Source organism: Sphingomonas gilva (genome assembly GCF_003515075.1).
GTDB classification, from domain to species: domain Bacteria; phylum Pseudomonadota; class Alphaproteobacteria; order Sphingomonadales; family Sphingomonadaceae; genus Sphingomonas; species Sphingomonas gilva.
This window is the reverse complement of the sequence record NZ_QWLV01000003.1, coordinates 58,908-75,528: the sequence shown is the minus strand read 5'-3', so window position 1 is coordinate 75,528 and position 16,621 is coordinate 58,908. Positions and strand designations below refer to the sequence as shown.

General features: G+C 67.6%; 9 protein-coding genes. 5 read left to right on the top strand and 4 right to left on the bottom strand.

The genetic code is table 11. The annotated features are described in order from the left end of the window. Positions 1-75 precede the first annotated feature (75 nt). Positions 76-3,618 (top strand): TonB-dependent receptor, encoded by a 3,543-nt coding sequence (locus D1610_RS08935; protein ID WP_222926981.1) that lies wholly within the window; start codon positions 76-78, stop codon positions 3,616-3,618. A gap of 55 nt (positions 3,619-3,673) precedes the next feature. Here D1610_RS08935 and D1610_RS08930 read toward each other — a convergent pair whose 3' ends face one another. Together D1610_RS08930 and D1610_RS08925 are read right to left on the bottom strand one after the other, a co-directional pair. Continuing rightward, on the bottom strand, positions 3,674-4,384 hold the full coding sequence (locus D1610_RS08930) for a DUF6445 family protein (protein WP_118863835.1): 711 nt from the start codon (positions 4,382-4,384) through the stop codon (positions 3,674-3,676). A gap of 3 nt (positions 4,385-4,387) precedes the next feature. Next, on the bottom strand, positions 4,388-6,529 hold the full coding sequence (locus D1610_RS08925; RefSeq protein ID WP_118863834.1) for an alpha-glucuronidase family glycosyl hydrolase: 2,142 nt from the start codon (positions 6,527-6,529) through the stop codon (positions 4,388-4,390). 122 nt (positions 6,530-6,651) lie between these two features. Between D1610_RS08925 and manD the strand changes: the two genes are divergently transcribed. From manD to D1610_RS17570, 4 genes are read left to right on the top strand one after another with little or no spacing between them, the layout of a single operon-like run. Then, positions 6,652-7,863: a D-mannonate dehydratase ManD gene (gene manD, locus D1610_RS08920; protein WP_118863833.1), complete on the top strand. Its 1,212-nt coding sequence runs from the start codon at positions 6,652-6,654 to the stop codon at positions 7,861-7,863. A gap of 26 nt (positions 7,864-7,889) precedes the next feature. Next, entirely contained in the window at positions 7,890-9,200 is a 1,311-nt protein-coding gene (locus tag D1610_RS08915; protein ID WP_118864043.1) for an MFS transporter, read from the top strand. Continuing rightward, positions 9,197-10,363 carry an endo-1,4-beta-xylanase gene (locus tag D1610_RS08910; RefSeq protein WP_118863832.1) on the top strand — a complete coding sequence of 389 codons (1,167 nt, stop codon included), beginning with the start codon at positions 9,197-9,199 and terminating at the stop codon, positions 10,361-10,363. The genes D1610_RS08915 and D1610_RS08910 overlap by 4 nt, the downstream gene beginning before the upstream one ends. Further along, a complete protein-coding gene (locus tag D1610_RS17570) occupies positions 10,363-12,432 on the top strand; it encodes a GDSL-type esterase/lipase family protein (RefSeq protein WP_118863831.1) in 2,070 nt (689 codons plus the stop codon). Before D1610_RS08910 ends, D1610_RS17570 begins: the two co-directional genes overlap by 1 nt. 164 nt (positions 12,433-12,596) lie before the next feature. Here D1610_RS17570 and D1610_RS08900 read toward each other — a convergent pair whose 3' ends face one another. Together D1610_RS08900 and D1610_RS08895 are read right to left on the bottom strand one after the other, a co-directional pair. After that, entirely contained in the window at positions 12,597-13,508 is a 912-nt protein-coding gene (locus D1610_RS08900) for an alpha/beta hydrolase (protein ID WP_118863830.1), read from the bottom strand. Further along, complete coding sequence (locus D1610_RS08895; RefSeq protein ID WP_118863829.1) at positions 13,508-16,606, bottom strand: TonB-dependent receptor domain-containing protein; 3,099 nt, start codon at positions 16,604-16,606, stop codon at positions 13,508-13,510. Before D1610_RS08895 ends, D1610_RS08900 begins: the two co-directional genes overlap by 1 nt. Positions 16,607-16,621: the final 15 nt, after the last annotated feature.

Genomic DNA, 16,621 nt, shown 5'->3' with positions numbered 1-16,621 from the left:
CGCAAGTGTTCGGTTAGCGTTACCACAACAAGGCGTGCACCTGTGAGTGTTAGCGCTACCAGACGGAGGGGAATGATGGGGACCATTCGGGATTTGGACCGGCACACGCGCTTCGCGGCGGCCCTGCGGGGCGGGTGCTCGACCATCGCGCTGTGCGGGCTGATGATCGCCGGGCCGGCCTGGGCGCAGCAGACGCCCCCGGCCGCCAGCGCGACCACCCAGGCGCAGGATCAGGAAGATCGCCCGGGTCCGCCCGATGAGGCCGCCTCCAACGAAACCCAGTCCGAAGACGAGATCGTTGTCACCGGTTACCGCCAGTCGCTCCAGAGCGCGCAGCAGCTGAAGCGCAATTCGGACGTGATCGTCGATTCGGTCACTTCGGAAGATATCGGCGCCCTGCCCGACCGTTCGGTGGTGGAGGCGCTGCAGCGCATCCCGGGCGTATCGATCAGCCGTTTCGCCGCCGGCGTCGATCCCGATCACTTCTCGGTAGAAGGTTCGCAGGCGACCGTTCGCGGCCTCACCTATGTCCGCTCCGAATTCAACGGCCGCGAGGCGTTCAGCGCCTTGAACGGCCGTTCGCTCGGCTTCCAGGACGTGCCGTCCGAACTGCTCGGCGGGGTCGACGTGTTCAAGTCGCCGAGCGCCGACCGCATCGAGGGCGGCATCTCCGGCGTCGTCAACCTGCGCACGCGCAAGCCCTTCGACGCGAAGGGCACCTATCTCGCCGGCTCGGCCGAGCTCAATTACGGCGATTTCGTCGACAAGTCGGCGCCGACCTTCTCGATCGTCGGCAGCACGCGCTGGGACACCGGCATCGGCGAGATCGGCATCCTCGGCAGCTTCGTCTATTCGCAGCTGTTCACCCGCAACGACCGGCTGCAGGTGTCGAGCTTCCGCACGCGCCCGGTCTATTCGGCGGATTATTCGGGCGGCACGCGTACCGATGTCGTTCCCTTCAACGTGTATAGAAATGCGGACGGCAGCCAAGTTGAACTTTCTCCGTTTGACGGTTCGACAGCGGTTGCTGCAGCTCAGGCAGGCAGCGGGCTGTTCCCGCGCGGCGCCGTGCAAGGATCGCAGGAGTTCGAACGAGAGCGCTACGGCTATGCCGCCGCGGCGCAGTGGCGCTCCAACGACGGCTCGATGGAGGCGACGTTCGAGTTCCTCCGTTCGGACGCGCGCCAGGCATGGACCGAGCACACGATCGAGATCGCCACCGATAACGTGACCGCGGCGGGCGACAGCCGCGCGCGCGCCGGCACGAGCATCGATTTCGACGACAGCGGCCTGTTCTCGCGCGGCGTGATCACCGGCCCGACCGGCTGGCGCGCCGACCAGCAGACCGCGCCGGTAGTCACCAATCCCGACGGTTCGGTAACCCTGAATCCGTGGGGCAGGCGCACGCCGGCGTTCGGCCTGCAGTCGAACAACCAGTATCGCGAGCATGTCGAGCGCGGCGTGACCGACGACTACGCGTTCAACTTCAAATGGGACGTCAGCGACCGGTTCGGCCTGAGCCTCGACTATGACCATGTCGAATCCTCCGGCAGGGTTGTCGACAACGGCCTGTGGTCATCGACCTTCCAGGACGCCTATATCGAGATGCGGGGCGGCGATCTGCCGGTCGTCGATTTCCGGCCGCCGCAAAGCTGCGTCTCTCCCAACGCCCAGGGGGAATGCACCGCTGCTCCTGGCTCCACCGGCAACGATCCGACCTATTATACCGGCGAGCACCAGAGCTTCACCGATCCGTTCAACAGCTTCTGGCGAAGTGCGATGGATCATGTCGAGGAATCCGAAGGCAATTCGGACGCCTTCCGCATCGATGGCGAGCTGAGCTTCCCCGAAGCCGGCTTCCTGCGCTCGGTGCGCGCCGGCTATCGCTTCGCCAATCGCCAGCAGATCGCGCGCAACTCGACCTACAATTGGGGTGCGTTGTCGGAGATCTGGGGCAATGGCGGGCCCGTCTGGCTCGACGAGCCGATCGGCGGCCCGGGCGGCGACCAGCAGGGCACGACCTCGCAAGCCAACCAGTACGCGCCTTATTTCTTCTCCGACTTTTTCCGCGGCCAGACGACCAATCCGGGCGTCGCTCGGCTCTATTATTCGGGTATGCCGGCGAGCGACTATGCTTCGTACATCGCCTTCGCCAAGGCGATCCGCGACGAATGGCTCGCGGCCGGGACACCCGCCACCGGCGGCTCGGGCGGCTGGCTGCCGCTCGCCGAACGTCCGGGCGTCGTCGAGGGCTATTATCTGCCGGGCGAGATCAATCCGATCGAAGAGACCAACAATGCCGGCTATATCATGGCCAGGCTCGACACGGACTTCGCCAACGGGTGGAATCTCAGCGGCAATGTCGGCCTGCGCTATTCGAAGACCAAGCGCTCGAGCAGCGGCTTCGCCCAATTCGCGACGGCGGATCCGCTGACCGCGGACGACACCTGCCGGACGTCGATCCAGCAGATCGTCAATCCCCCGCCCGGCACCACGCCGGGGAACACCATCAACGCCGGCTGCGCCTTCCTCTACAGCAACCCGCAGGCGCGCGCGGACGCCCGCGCCTTCCTGAACGGCGCCGTCGTCCCGCGCGATTTTGATCTGCATTACGAGCACTGGCTGCCCAGCGTGAACCTCAAGCTGGAGGTTGGTGGCGGGCTGCAGTTCCGCGCCGCCTATTTCAAGGGCATCTCGCCGCCCAACACGACGCAGATCCGCAATTATTTCCCGATCACGCTGGGCGCCCAGATCGACCCGGGGGCGACGCTGACGGTGGTGCCGAACGAGGCGACCGCCGATCCCAACGACGGCATCATCCAGGGCGAGGACCAGGTGGTCATCGAGGGCCGCGGCATCCGGGTCGGCTCGCCCGACCTCAAGCCGGTGACCGCGGACAGCTACGACCTGACGGCGGAATGGTATTTTGACGAGGTCGGATCACTTACGCTTTCGGCCTTCTACAAGGAGATCAAGGGCGTGGTGGTCTTCGCGACCGATCGCCAGAGCTTCACCAACAACGGCCAGACGTTCGAGGCGGTCGTCACCCGCGAGGTCAACTCGCCCGACACGGGCAAGGTGAAGGGCGTCGAGATAGCCTATCAGCAGACCTACGATTTCCTGCCGGGCTTCCTCTCGGGCCTCGGTCTGCAGGCGAACTACACCTATGTCGACAGCACCGGCGTGCCGCAGCCGATCCTCGATCCGGGCGATCCGGCGGTGGCGGACGGCCTGGTGTCGAATGTCGATGTGTCGGGCTTCCCGCTGCAGGGGCTGTCGAAGCACAATTTCAACATCACGCCCTTCTACGATTACAAGGGGCTGTCGATGCGCGCCTCCTATGCCTGGCGCTCGCGATATCTCCTCACCACCCGCGACGTGATCGTGCCCTATGATCCCGTGTTCCAGGAGGCTTACGGGCAGCTCGACGCGTCGATCTTCTATCAGGTCACGCCCCAGTTCCGCCTCGGCGTGCAGGGCGTCAACCTGACCAACTCGATCACCAAGACCTCGGTCGCGGTCCAGGGGCCGGACGGCGTCGACGACGTCCGCATCATCCCGCGCGGCTGGTTCATGAACGACCGGCGCATCTCGATGATCGCGCGGTTCAGCTTCTAGTCCTCCCTAGGACTCGCTCTGGCGCCGTCGGACCCGTCCGGCGGCGCTTTTTTTGTCAGCCGCGGCGGAAGGCGACGAAGATGTTCGCGGTCAGCCTGCCTCTGCGCGGATCCGCGCTCAGCGCCTCGGGCGCGGTGATCTGGCCCGAATGGAGCAGCTGGCTGCGATAGATGACGAGCCGGTCGAAGGCGGCGTCGATCCGGCCCGTCTGGACATAGCCATCGCGGTTCCCGGTAAGATAGCCGGCCGCCGGAGATTCGGCCGCCTCGCGCGCGACCGCCGCCTCGAACGCCGCCCGGCGATCGGCGGTGATCCGTTCGAAGCCGGTCGCCTCGTGGCGATAGAAGGCGGTTCCGCCATGCGGCGGGCCGCAGAGATAATGGAGCAGCGCGAACTGCAGCGGATCGACCGTGTCGATATGCGGCAGGCGCTGGGTGGGGTGGAGGTCGCCCGGCGGCAGCGTGACGAGCGACAGGAAGCATTCGGCGCGTGTCGGCTCGACCGGGCCGAGACCGAACGCCCGCGCAATCAAAGGCGTCAGGCTGCGCACGACGTTCCCGACATAGTCGAGCGGCGCGGGCGCGCGCAGCCCGGGATAGCCGCCGGCCGGGCCATGCGCCGGGGCGAAATCGGCGGCGTCGGCGAACTCGACCAGCGCCGCCGGATCGCGCAGCAGGCCATCGATCGCCAGCACCGGCTCGCGCTCGTTCCCGATGATCTCCCGCCTGACGGCGATCTCGGGGTTGAGCGCGAATCCGGCCGTCATGCGTCAGTTGCCCGGCGCATAGGGATGACGGATCGCCTTGTAATATTGCAGATCATGCGGCGGGGCGGCGTGGCCGGCGGGCAGCGGCCGCTTCGCGATCGATCCGAAATAGGCGATGCAGGCGTCGCGCCACCACTTGGCCTCCTCGCGCTGGATGGCGAGGAAGTCGCTCACCTCGCGGTGGCGCCGCGCGTCGATCTTGGGCGCGAGCGCGGCCCAGGCCTGCTGCATCGCCGCCACCTCCGCCACGCCGCGGTCGTAGCGCACCACCAGCTCGTCCCACAATGTCCGGCCGGACGCCATGCGATGGTCCCAGGGCACATGGTGAAACCATAGCAGATAATCGTCGCCCACCGTCGCGAGCGATCCGAAACGGCGGGCCACCGGCGCGGCATATTGGGCGACGGCGTTGCTCCCTGTCCTGGTCCGGTCGAAGCCGATCCCCGCGGCATCGGCGTCATGGAAATAGGTCGGGTTCCAGTCGCGGCGCGGCAGATCGTCGACCCATGGGCCGGGGCCGTAATGATGGCCGGTCGCCATCAGATGGTTGAGGCCGAGCGGGGTCATATAATCGACCACCGCCTGGTGCGATCGCAGCATCATGCCGGTGATCGCGCTGGTCAGCGCCGGATCGTCGCCCCACGTCATGCGCGACCAGTCGGCGGCGATGGCGTGCCCGCTTTCGTCCGGGTTCCAGGCAAGGCGGCCGAAGGCGTACCAGTTGGCCTGATCGAACTGCGATCCGGACCAGTTGCGGTCGTTGCCGATATTGGCGACCCCGGCGATCCCCGTCGGCGCTCCCGCGCGCACCGGCGTATCGAGGACGTCGGCGACGGTGGTGCCCGCGCGCGGGCGGTGGGTGTCGGCGCGCAGCACCTCCTCCCACAGGCCGCCGAGATAGACGAGGTGCGTGGCGAAGCCGAGATACTCCTTGGTGATCTGGAATTCCATCATCAGCGGCGTCTTCGGCATCGCGCCGAACAGCGGATGGAAGGGCTCGCGCGGCTGAAAGTCGATCGGCCCGTTCTTGACCTGGACGATGACGTTGTCGGCGAACGTCCCGTCGAGCGGCTGGAATTCGGAATAGGCTTGCTTGGCGCGATCGTCGGGATTCTCGTTGGCGTAGACGAACGCGCGCCACATCACGACGCCGCCATGCGGGCGGACCGCGGCGGCGAGCATGTTGGCGCCTTCGGCATGGCTGCGGCCGTAATCCTGGGGTCCCGGCTGGCCTTCCGAATTGGCCTTGACCAGGAAGCCGCCGAAATCGGGCACATGGCGATAGATCTCGTCCGCCTTGGCCTTCCACCAGGCGGCGACCTCGGGGTCGAGCGGATCGGCGGTCTTCAATCCGCCGATCTCGATCGGGGCGGAGAAGCGCGCCGAAAGATAGACGCGGATGCCATAGGGTCGGAAGATGTCGGCGAGCTTGGCGACCTTCTTGAGGAAGGGTTCGGTCAGGATGTCGGCGTTGGAATTGACGTTGTTGAGAACGGTGCCGTTGATCCCGATCGACGCGTTGGCGCGGGCGTAATCGGTGTAGCGCGGATCGGCGAAGCCGGGCAGCTTCTGCCAGTCCCAGATTGATTGGCCGGCATAGCCCCGCTCGACATGACGATCGAGATTGTCCCAATGGTTGAGCAGGCGCAGGTCGAGCCTGGGCCTGTCGGCGATGTCCAGCCGGTCGATCGGCTCGCCCAGCTGGATCAGCCTGATGAACCGGAAGGCGCCATAGAGCGCGCCGATGCTGGTATTGCCCGCGATCACCGTCACCGGCTTGCCGTCGATCGCCACGCTGCGGATTAGATAGCCCTCGCGCCCCAGCTTGCCGAGCGGCAGGCCGAGCGCGGCGATTCGCGGCGATTTGGGCGTGCCGAAGACGATCGCACCCGCCGGCGCATCGCGACGCGCGGGCGGCGGCGCGCCCAGCATCGCGCCCAGCGCGGTGCCCAGCTCGGCGGCGATGCGATCGATCGTCGGATCGCTCTCCTCGCTGACCAGCGCGGTTGCATGCGGGCGGATACGGTCCTGCTGCCCCGCTTCCAATGCGCGATAGCGCAGCCACAGGTCGTAGCCGTCCTCCGCGCTTACCCTCACGGGGAACAGCAGGGCGATGGCGAAGGCCAGCAGGGCGATCAGGCGCATGGACGATCCTCTTTTTCCGCGTCGCCGGCGTTGACAAGCCGGTCTGTTGCACGTCATGGTAGCGCTATCATCGACAAGGGCAAGTCTGTTCGCGGATCATATGCCTGATGAGGGGAGTATGGATGGCTGAAATCGAAGCGGCCCGAGTGATCGTGACCAGTCCTGGTCGTAATTTCGTGACGTTGGAGGTGCGCACGAAGGATGGTGTGACGGGTTTGGGCGATGCGACCTTGAACGGCCGCGAGCTTTCGGTGGCGAGCTATCTTGGCGATCATGTCATTCCGTGCCTGATCGGGCGCGATGCGCACCGGATCGAGGATATCTGGCAGTATCTCTACAAGGGCGCCTATTGGCGGCGCGGGCCGGTGACGATGACCGCGATCGCCGCGGTCGACATGGCCTTGTGGGACATCAAGGGCAAGGTCGCGGGGCTTCCGGTCTATCAGCTGCTGGGCGGGGCCTCGCGCGAGGGCTGCATGGTCTACGGCCACGCCAATGGCGCGGATATCGAGGCGACGATCGAGGCGGCGCTCGACTATCGGGAGCAGGGCTACAAGGCGATCCGGCTGCAATCGGGGGTGCCGGGGCTGGCCTCGACCTACGGCGTCTCCAAGGACCGCTATTTCTACGAGCCGGCCGATGCCGACCTGCCGAGCGAGAATCTGTGGTCGACGGAGAAGTATCTCCGCTCGGTCCCGCCCCTGTTCGAGGCTGGCCGCGAGGCGCTCGGCTGGGACGTGCACCTGCTCCACGACGTCCACCACCGGCTGACCCCGATCGAGGCGGGCCGGCTGGGCCGGGACCTCGAGCCCTACCGCCCGTTCTGGCTGGAGGATGCGACGCCGGCCGAGAACCAGGAGGCGTTCCGCCTGATCCGCCGGCACACCACCACGCCGCTTGCGGTGGGCGAGATCTTCAACTCGGTCCATGACTGCCGCCAGCTCATCCAGGAGCAGCTGATCGACTATGTCCGCGCGACCGTGGTCCATGCCGGCGGCATCACCCATTTGCGCCGGATCGCCGCGCTCGCCGATCTCTACCAGGTCAGGACCGGCTGCCACGGCGCCACCGACCTCTCGCCCGTCTCGATGGCGGCAGCACTCCACTTCGGCCTCTCGGTGCCCAATTTCGGCATCCAGGAATATATGCGCCACACCCCAGAGACCGACGCCGTCTTCCCCCACGCCTACCGCTTCCAGGACGGCATGATGCACCCAGGCGACACACCCGGCCTCGGCGTCGGCATCGACGAAACCCTCGCCGCCAAACACCCATACAAACGCGCTTACCTGCCCGTGAACCGCCTCCAAGACGGCACATTGTTCAACTGGTGAGCAACGCGAAGACAAAGGGGGAAGCAATGACCGATACCGCGCTTGCCAAGCCCAGGGGCCGCTATCGCTGGGCGATCTGCGCGCTGCTCTTCTTCGCCATCACCGTCAACTATGTCGATCGTCAGATCATCGGCGTCCTGAAGCCGCTGCTCGAGGACGAGTTCGGCTGGTCGGAGATCGACTATGCCAACATCGTCTTCTGGTTCCAGGCGGCCTATGCCATCGGCCTGCTGCTGGTCGGACGGCTGATCGACACCGTCGGCACGCGCTGGGGCCTCGCCATCGCCATCGGCGTGTGGAGCGTCGCGGCGATGGCGCATGCCGGCGCCAGCTCGGTGTTCCAGTTCGCCGCCGCGCGCTTCGCCCTTGGATTGGGCGAGGCGGGTGGCTTCCCCGCCTCGGTCAAGGCGGTGTCCGAATGGTTCCCCAGGCGCGAGCGCGCCTTCGCCACCGGGCTGTTCAATGCCGGCTCGAACGTCGGCGCGCTGCTGACGCCGCTGCTGGTGCCGATCCTGGTGCTCGCCTTCGGCTGGCGCGCCGCGTTCATCATCACCGGCGCGAGCGGGCTGATACTGCTGGCGCTGTGGCTGCTGGTGTACCGCGCGCCGCGCGAGCATCCCCGCCTCTCGGCCGAGGAACTCGCCTATATCGAAAGCGACCCGCCCGAGCCCGTCGGCAGGGTGAGCTGGCGGCAGGCGCTCGCCACGCGCCAGGCCTGGGCGTTCATCGTCGGCAAGTTCATGACCGATCCGGTGTGGTGGCTGTTCCTGTTCTGGCTGCCCGATTTCTTCGCCAAGACGCAGGGGCTGACCTTGCTGCCTTCGGGCGGCGGCTTCCTGCAGACGCTGGGGCCGGCGCTGGTCGCGGTCTATCTGCTGGCCGATGTCGGCAGCATCGCCGGCGGCTGGCTGTCGTCGCGGCTGATCGCGCGCGGCTGGTCGGTCAATGCCGGGCGCAAGCTCGCGATGCTGGTCTGCGCCGTCGCGGTGACGCCCGTCTCGCTCGCCGCGTTCAGCCCTTCGCCGATCGTCGCCATCGCGATCATCGGCCTGGCGGCGGCGGCGCACCAGGGCTGGTCGGCCAATCTGTTCACGCTCGTGTCCGACACCTTCCCGCGCCGCGCGGTCGCGACGGTTGTCGGCCTTGGCGGTTTCGCCGGCGCGGTGGGCGGCATGTTCATCGCCAAGTTCGCCGGCTGGACGCTGGAGACGACCGGCAGCTACGTGCCGCTGCTCGCCTTCGCCGGCCTCACCTATCTGGTCGCGCTCGCGATCATCCACCTGCTGGTCCCGCGGTTGGACCAGGCGACGCTCATCGATCGAGGAGACAAGGCATGAGGTTCACCCGGCGCGAAACGCTCGCCGCCACGCTTGGCCTCGCCGCCGGGGCGTGCGCGCCTGCTCGGCTCATGGCCGCCCCGCAAGCGGGCGAGGAATCGCTCAACGCCCTCGCGCAGCGGACCGGCCGCCGTTTCGGCGCGGCGGTCGGCAGCGGCCCTCCGGGCTCCGTCGCCGGCTCGTTCGCGGACCCGAAGCTGCGCGCGCTCGTCGCGGCGCAGTGCGGCGTGATGGTGCATGAGAATGAGCTGAAATGGGGCTGGGTGCGCCGCCGGCCCAAGGGCTTCGACTTCACCGCCGCCGACCGGCTGGTCGAGTTCGCCGAGGCCAACGGGATCGCGATGCGCGGCCACACCCTGCTCTGGCACCACCCGCAATGGTTCCCGGATTGGGTGAACAATTACGACTTCGGCCCCAATCCCGCGCGCGAGGCCGAACGCATGGTGCGCGAGCATGTGTCGACCGTCTGCCGCCGCTACGGCGCGCGCATCCACAGCTATGATGTCGTCAACGAGGCGGTGGACAACGGCACCGGCGCGATGCGCGAGACCTCGATCTCGCGCGCGATGGGCAGCGCGGAAGCCGCGGTCGACCTCGCCTTCCGCACCGCGCGCGAGGCGGCGCCGCACGCGCAGCTCGTCTACAACGACTATATGGCCTGGGAGCCGTGGAACGAGACCCACCGCACCGGCGTGCTGCGGTTGCTCGAGGGGTTCAGGAAACGCGGCGTGCCGGTCGATGCGCTTGGCGTCCAGTCGCATATCGGCACCGAGAACAGCGACGAATCGACCGGGTTCGGCGCGCGGCAGGAGGCCGACTGGCGCCGCTTCATCGATGAGGTCACCGGCATGGGCTACGATCTGGTGATCACCGAGTTCGACCTTCACGACAAGGGCCTGCCCGCCGACATCCCCACGCGCGACCGGATGGTGGCGGACTATGCGCGGGCCTATCTCGATCTGATGCTGAGCTATCCGCAGCAGGGCGACATCGTCGCCTGGGGCATCACCGATCGCTATTCGTGGCTGCAGGACCGCTGGGTGCGGCCCGACGGCTTGCCCAAGCGCCCGCTGCCCTACGACAGGGATTTCCGGCCCAAGCCGCTCCGCACGGCCATTGCCGAGGCGCTGCGCGCCGCGCCGACGCAGCACAAGCGGGCCTGATGCGGTTCCTCCTCATCGCGCTTGCGCTGCTCGTCGCGGCGCCGCTCCACGCGCAGCAGCGGCAGTGGGTGGCGAGCTGGGGCTCATCGCAGATGGTGCCCGACGAGAAGCAGCGCCTGCCGGCGGAGGCGCTGGCCGGCGCGACCGTGCGGCAGGTCGTGCGGCTCAGCCTGGGCGGAGACCGGCTGCGCGTGCGCGTGTCGAACGTCTTCGGCGCCGAGCCGCTCAGGATCAGCGGCGTGCATGTCGCGCGATCGGCGGGGCTCGGCGCCGCGGGAATCGTCGCGGGCACCGATCGGGCGCTGACCTTTTCAGGGCGGACCGAGCTGTTCGTGCCGGCGGGTGCGGAGATGGTGTCCGATCCGGTGACCCTCGCGATGCCCGCGCTCAGTCATGCCGCCATCAGCATCCGCTTCGCCGAGGCGCCGTCGCGCCAGACCGGCCATCCGGGATCGCGCGCCACCTCGTTCCTGCTGGCGGGCGATCATCTCTCCGCCGCCGATCTGCCGGGCGCGAGCCGGCACGTCGGCTGGTTCCAGATCGCCGGGGTCGATGTCGAGGCGGATGCGGAGGCCGGGGCGATCGTCATCCTCGGCGATTCGATCACCGACGGCTATGGGGTGAAGACCGATACCGACCAGCGCTGGCCCGATCGGCTGGCGGAGCGGCTGCAGGCCGATCCGGCGACGCGGCATCTGGCGGTGATCAATCAGGGTATCGGCGGCAACCGCGTCCTGCGCGACGGGCTCGGCCCCAACGCGCTCGCCAGGTTCGAGCGCGACGTGCTGGCGCAGCCGGGCGTGACGCACCTGATCCTGCTCGAAGGGGTCAACGATCTCGGCACGCTCACCCGCGACGCGCCGGTGAGCGAAGCCGAGCACCAGGCGGAAGTGGCGCGCATCATCGCCGCCTATGCCCAGATGGTCGCGCGCGCGCGCGAACGCGGCGTCAAGGCGATCGGCGCGACGATCCTGCCCTATGGCGGGTCGGAATATTATCACCCCGACAAGCTCAACGAGGCCGATCGCCAGGCGATCAACGCCTGGATCCGCGCGCCGGGCAATTTCGACGCGGTGATCGATTTCGATGCGCTGACGCGCGATCCGGCGCGCCCGGCCCATATGCGCGGGGACATGGATTCGGGCGACGGGCTGCATCCGTCGATGGCCGGTTATCGCGCGATGGGCGACGCGGTCGATCTGTCCTTGTTCGACGCGCGTCCGATGATCGCGCTCACCTTCGACGACCTGCCCCTGCACGGCCCGATGCCATCGGGAACGAATCCGCAGGCGGTGGCGGAGGCGATCCTCGCGGCGCTGAAGACGGCGGGCGTCGAGGAGGCCTACGGCTTCGCCAACGCGAAGAAAATGGCCGACGATCCCGCGCTGGCGCGCGTGCTGCAGGCATGGCGCGATGCGGGCCACCCGCTCGGCAACCATGGCTGGTCGCACGCCAATCTCAACGCGCTGACGGTGGCGGATTTCACCGCCGAGATCGTCCGCAACGAGGCGGCGCTCGAACGGTTGATGCAAGGCGGGGACTGGCGCTGGTTCCGCTACCCCTTTCTCGCCGAGGGCGACGATCCGGCCAAGCGCGCCGCGATCCGCGAGGTGCTGGCCAGGCGCGGCTACCGCATCGCGCCGGTCAGCATGGATTTCTCGGACTGGCGCTGGAACACCGCCTATGCGCGTTGCCGCGCGGCGAACGACGATGACGCGATCGCCTCGATGGAGCAGAGCTTCCTCGACGCCGCGCGCGACGCGGCGCGCGGTCACCGGATCATCGCGCGGGCGCTCCACGGCCGCGACATTCCCTATGTCCTGCTGCTCCACGCCGGCGCGTTCGACGCACGGATGATGCCGCGCCTGCTCGCCATGTACCGGCAGGAGGGTTTCCGCTTCGGCACGCTGGCGGAAGCAGCCGCCGATCCGGCGCTTCGCGCCGAAGTGCTTCCGTCACTGCCCGCGGGACCTGCCGGCCTGACGGCGAAGCTTCGGGCCGCGGAGCTTGCCATACCGGAGGCGAGGGACTGGGCGAGCGAGCTCGAACGGCTTTGCGCCGCCGGATAGCCAGACTCTTCCCGCCTTTGACGGATCACATATTCGTCGCCCCTGCGAAGGCAGGGCCTATCCGACCTGTCAACAGCGTTCGTCCGCTGTGGCCGGTGTCAGATAGGCCCCTGCTTTCGCAGGGGTGACGGATTTGGGACGGTTTGAGCACGACGCCGAAAGCGTCAGAACCAGCCGTTCGCCCCGGCCCAGTTGATCAGCAGCCGCGGCCATTCGGCGACCGGCGTCCCCGGCTTGCCGAGTCCCCAGCTATGGCCGCCGGTCTGGAAGACGTGCAGCTCCGCCGGGCGCTTCGCGGCCTGCATCGCGGCGAACAGGCGCAGGCTGTGATCGACGTGCGCGATCGGATCGTCGGCCGAATGCGCCAGGAATATCGGCGGCGTATCGGCGGTGACGTGCGCCTCGACCGAATAGGCGTCGCGATAGTTAGGCAGTTCGTCCAGCTCGCGCTTGGTCCGCGTGGTGTCGATCGGCGCGCGCATCGAGACGACCGGGTAGATCAGCCCGGCGAAGTTCGGGGTCGCCGGTTGCGCGTCGACGGTATCGATGCGCGGGTAGAAGTCATGCGCGCCTCGTGTCGCAAGGATGCCGGCGAGGTGCCCGCCCGCCGAGGAGCCGATCGCGCCGATCCGCTTGGGGTCGATCCCGAGCCGCTTGGCATCGGCGCGCAGCAGCCGCATCGCGCGCTGGCCGTCCTGGAAGGGCGCGTCGGCGTTCCACCCGTCGCCGGGCAGCCGGTAATAAAGCACCGCGACCGTGACCCCCCGGGCCAGCAGCGTGCGCGCCACCGGGCGCGCCGCGCTGCCGATCTGGATGCGGAAATAGCCGCCTCCGCCGATCACCAGCGCCGCCGCGCCATTGGGCTTGGCCGGGCGATAGATCTCCATGCGCGGCTCGGTGACGTTGGTCACCGCGCCCTTGGCGCTGTCGCTCGCGCCGACCTTCTCGGGGCCGTTCGGGCGGCCGTGGCCGGGCGGCGCGCCGGGCCACAGCTTGACGATCTCCGCCTCGATCGTCTCCTGCGCCGCGGCCGGCGCGGCGATCAGCGCGGCGAGGACGGCTAGCCAGCGCAGCATCAGAACTTCACCGTCGCGCCGATGTAGAAGCGGCGTCCGGCGATGTCGTAGATGCCGTTCTGATTGGTCAGCCGTCCGCTTTCGGTGCCGCTCGGCAGGAACGGGCTGGTCGAATCGAACAGGTTGTTGACCCCGCCATAGAGGCGGAACTCGGGCCCGTCGCCGCTGTCGACGTCGAACGAGACGAACAGATCATGCTCCCACACGTCGCCGATATAGAGGAAGGTCGGCACTTCGGCTTGCGGGTTGGTCTCCAGCAGCTCCAGATAGCGGTCGCGCAGCTGGTTGCTGTCGTTGATCTTGCCGTAATAGGTGCTGGTCCAGCGGATGCGGAAATCGTCGAGCGTCCATCCCAGCGAGCCGCGCGCACGGTATTTGAAGCTGCCATTGGCGAGATCGCCGGCCAGGTCGTTGGTGACGATCTCTTCGACGCCCTGGAAGGTCACCTTCTGCTTCAGGATGTGCGTGCCGTCGTAGCGCAGGTCGAAACGGCCGGGGATCACGCCGTCCAGCTCGAAGCGATAGTTGAACGCGACGTCGATGCCGGTGGTGTCGAACTTCGCCAGATTGACCTGGCGCTGGACCAGCTCGACGATCTGGCCGTTGTTCGGGTTGCGCGTGATGTCGTCGCAGAACGGATTTCCCGCCTGCGGCACGTCGGTGTCGTAGCATTGCAGCTGGATGTCGAGGTTCGAATAGGCGTCGATCGCGTCGCGGATGCGGATGTCGTAATAATCGACCGCGATCGTCAGACCTGGAACGAAGCTGGGCGCGAGCACCGCGCCGACGGTGAGCGTATCGGCGGTCTCCTCCTTCAGATCGGGATTGCCGCCATTGGGGCTGAACAGGTTGCCGCCGATCTGGTCGAAGCGCTGGGTGTCGCCCTCTGCCGCCTGCTGGGCGTAGAGCGCCTGGATGCCGGGATCGAGGCGGCAGTTCTCGGCGATGCGGCCCGTCGTGGTGGGGCGCACGCCGTCGCATATGTCGGTCGCCGCCTCGAAATTGCCGCGCGGGGGCGAGAAGATCTCGGCGATGTCGGGCGCGCGCTGGGCGCGGGCATATTGCGCGCGGAAGCGCAGGTCGGCGACCGGCGCATACTGGATGCCGCCGCGCCAGCTGAACACCGTGCCCACCCGCTCGATATCGTAATGCGCCGCCCGCGCCGATGCGTCGACGCTCAGCAGATAGGCGCCGGGCGCGTTCTTCAAGAGCGGCACGCTGACTTCGCCATAGCCTTCGAACGCGGTGATCGAACCGCCGAAATTGGGGATGGCGTTGCCGGTGGTGCCGCCCGCCTGCGACAGTTCGTCGCCGCGCAGCTCCTGGCTGTCGCGGCGGAAATCGACCCCGAACGCGGCGCCCACAGGGCCGGCGGGCAGATCGAACAGGCTGCCGGTGACGAAGGCCTGGCCGGTATATTGGCGGATCGTCAGCTTCTGGCGCAGGTCGGCGCGGATCCACGCCGCGGCCTCGGGGGTGATCGATCCTTCGCCGAACAGGTTGATCGGCACGCAGCCTGCCGCGCGGGCCTCGGCGTCGACGCAGCGGGGCAGGTCGTCCGGGCCCAGCTCTGCATTCAGCGCCTGGATCAGATTCTCGCCGTTGATCTCGTTGCGGCGCAGCTGGTCCTGGCGGTACTGGCCGAAGCCTGCGCTCGCCTCCCAGCGCCAATCACCGCCCAGCCGTCCGCGCAAGCCCGCCCAGCTGCGGATCGTCTCGCGCTCATTTTCGGTGATCTGCCCGCCGACCTCATCGAAGCGGCGGTCCCACGCGATGCCGACGCCGGTGGAAGGCGTCTCGGACCCGCGCAACTCGGGCGGGACGGAGGGGTTGCACGGTCCCGGCGCGCGGCGGCACGGGATCTTGCCATATTCGCGCTCCACCGTCTCGCCGGTGACCGGATCGGTGATCGGAAAGGTGGAATCCCAGCCGATGCCGACCGATTCGCGCGTTTCGCCGGATATGATCCGCGAATATTGCACCTGGGCGAAGCCTTCGACCGTGTCGGAGAATTCGTAATCGATCTTGGCGGCGGCGAGATAGCGTTCGCGCGGCAGGATCAGCGATCGGCCGGTGCGCTGGTTGTAACCGTCCCTGTTGGGCAGGAAATAGCCGGTGTTGCCGTTGTCGGTCGTGCCCACGTCGATCGGCCGGCCCGTCTGGACATCGGGGCCGAGGGGAACGAGCACGCCATTGCGATAGAAGCGGTCGCGCGAGGAATTGCCGCCGGAAAAGACGCCGCCGGGAATGAACGAGCTCAGGTCGCTCATCGCATTGGGCGGGAAGGTGGAGGCGGGCTGCGATCCGCTGGTCGGAGCCCCGCTGGCGTTCAGATAGACCGTCTCGAACAGGTTCACGCCCTCTTCGAAATCATAATCGTAGGATACCGGGCGGACCGCCCATTCGCGGTCGGTGGCGCGGATGCCCCAATCCTGGTCATAGGTGCCGCTCACCAGGAAATAGCCGCGCCGGTCGGCGAAGCGCGCGCCATAGGTCGCGCCCAGCGTCAGCTCGCGCCCGTCGCCATATTCGGTGATGCCCGTGCGGCCGCGCAGCAGCAGACCGCGCGTCCTGCTTTCGGTGATGATGTTGACCACGCCCGCGACGGCGTCCGATCCGTAGACCGACGACGTGCCGCCGGTGATGATCTCCACCCGGTCGACGAAGTCGCTCGGGATGGTCGACAGGCTGACGCGGTTGCCGATGGCCGAGTTGGACACCGTCCGCCGCCCGTCGATCAGCACCAATGTGCGGTTGTCGCCGAGATTGCGGAGCTGGATCGACGACAGGCCCGAATTCTGCGTGTTGCCGGTGACGCTCGCATCGTTGAGCGTCGATGAGAGCTGGGGCAGATCGGCCAGCGTCTCGCTCAGCTCGGAATCGCCCGATTCGGTCAGGTCCGCGCTCGATACGGTGATCGTCGGGGCGGGCGTGTCGTAGGTTTCGCGCACGATGCGGCTGCCGGTGACGACGATATCGCCTTCGGCCGCCGAATCGGTCCCCGCAGGGGGCGTCTCTCCCGCCGGCGTCTCCTGCGCCAAAGCAGGCAACGGCAGCGCGGCGAACACGCTCGCCAGCAGCAACGTCTTGATCGTCATCGTCCTCTCCCCTGA

What these genes read in the sequence shown, in the direction of transcription:
- D1610_RS08895 (WP_118863829.1), bottom strand. Translation starts at nt 16,606, where the DNA reads ATGACGATCAAGACGTTGCTGCTGGCGAGCGTGTTCGCCGCGCTGCCG.
- D1610_RS17570 (WP_118863831.1), top strand. Translation starts at nt 10,363, where the DNA reads ATGCGGTTCCTCCTCATCGCGCTTGCGCTGCTCGTCGCGGCGCCGCTC.
- manD (WP_118863833.1), top strand. Translation starts at nt 6,652, where the DNA reads ATGGCTGAAATCGAAGCGGCCCGAGTGATCGTGACCAGTCCTGGTCGT.
- D1610_RS08930 (WP_118863835.1), bottom strand. Translation starts at nt 4,384, where the DNA reads ATGACGGCCGGATTCGCGCTCAACCCCGAGATCGCCGTCAGGCGGGAG.
- D1610_RS08925 (WP_118863834.1), bottom strand. Translation starts at nt 6,529, where the DNA reads ATGCGCCTGATCGCCCTGCTGGCCTTCGCCATCGCCCTGCTGTTCCCC.
- D1610_RS08900 (WP_118863830.1), bottom strand. Translation starts at nt 13,508, where the DNA reads ATGCTGCGCTGGCTAGCCGTCCTCGCCGCGCTGATCGCCGCGCCGGCC.
- D1610_RS08910 (WP_118863832.1), top strand. Translation starts at nt 9,197, where the DNA reads ATGAGGTTCACCCGGCGCGAAACGCTCGCCGCCACGCTTGGCCTCGCC.
- D1610_RS08935 (WP_222926981.1), top strand. Translation starts at nt 76, where the DNA reads ATGGGGACCATTCGGGATTTGGACCGGCACACGCGCTTCGCGGCGGCC.
- D1610_RS08915 (WP_118864043.1), top strand. Translation starts at nt 7,890, where the DNA reads ATGACCGATACCGCGCTTGCCAAGCCCAGGGGCCGCTATCGCTGGGCG.